This window comes from Paraburkholderia guartelaensis (assembly GCF_004353905.1).
In the GTDB taxonomy this organism is placed as follows: Bacteria; Pseudomonadota; Gammaproteobacteria; order Burkholderiales; family Burkholderiaceae; genus Paraburkholderia; species Paraburkholderia guartelaensis.
Window position 1 is genome coordinate 1 of sequence record NZ_SMOD01000160.1, and the last position, 1,110, is coordinate 1,110.

Annotated in this window: 2 pseudogenes; both read right to left on the reverse strand. The window is 51.2% G+C overall.

Going from position 1 to position 1,110, the window contains the following annotated elements:
- Nucleotides 1-239 (reverse strand): annotated as a pseudogene (locus E1N52_RS43840) (IS6 family transposase); the annotation flags it as partial.
- Nucleotides 240-920: 681 nt separating this feature from the next.
- Nucleotides 921-1,110 (reverse strand): annotated as a pseudogene (locus E1N52_RS43845) (IS701 family transposase); the annotation flags it as partial.

Here is a 1,110-nt window from a genome sequence, read left to right on the forward strand (position 1 = left end):
TTGCCGACCGTCCGTTTGCACCGTCGAAACGCCTTCTCCAGCACCGGCAACAGTTTGAGTGCCCAACGGTGAACGGTCGAATGATCGACCGCAATCCCGCGCTCGGCCATCATCTGTTCAAGATGGCGCAGGCTCAGCGGATAGGCCACGTACCACCGAACGCACAGCAACATCACGTCCAGCGGGTAATGCAAGCGTTTGAGTACTTTTCCCACACCCGGACTCAGCTTCTCGGTCATCGATCACGTCACGCATTAAGGCCCGTCAGCATAGCAGACCGCCTTATTGCGACAGATCCGTCGCAGCCAACTTGTGGGCGCAAACAGCATCGAACCTGCACGAAGTGTTGCATCGACTCTCGGTAACAGATATACGTTTAACCGAACTGCTGCTTAAGCAGGTGGAACGCATATTGATTCCGGGCGCGCGCGTGCTAACCTTTGGTAGCTTGATCTGGTTAAATACGGCATCCAATTAAATTATTCAGCTCGAGTTGTCGTCTAGCGACAATTCGGCCGCCGTATTGTCGTGAACAGTCGAATGAGTTTTGCAGACGTTATATGACAAATTGCTTTTTGACGAGTCAGTTGATTTACCAAAAAAGAAGTTCTTCCTTTATAAGGCATAGAAGTAACCATATCAAATAAATAAAATTGATGGTGCTGGTAATTTTTTTGACTCTTCAAATCCACGTTTCAGGTGTTAAGGCACACCTGCAATGTCTGTCTGGGTTGTGCGCTGTGGCGCTACCCCTGTAGCGCTGCGCAAGTCGACTGGCGAGATTTTTTCCAACCTGCAGGATGCCATGCCCCTAGTACTACTGTGTCATATAAGTAACTGCGCGATCTACTGTCGTACAGCAAGAAAGCCATCGTTGCATGAGCCCTTGTCCAAGCAGGATGCGCAATGTAGTAATGGAATCAGGAACGTGGCGCTGAGCGCGCTGGACTGCCCCGGGGGATGTAATCCGAGGGAAGGGCAGGCAGCGCGCGTTCAAGGAAGTCTTTTTTACCATGTCCACCTGATTGCATTCTGAGTCGTTGAGCCATCAGAAACCCATACGCAGCGATACTCAGTGTGGCGTGATGGTGAAAGCCACGCCAGCCTCGT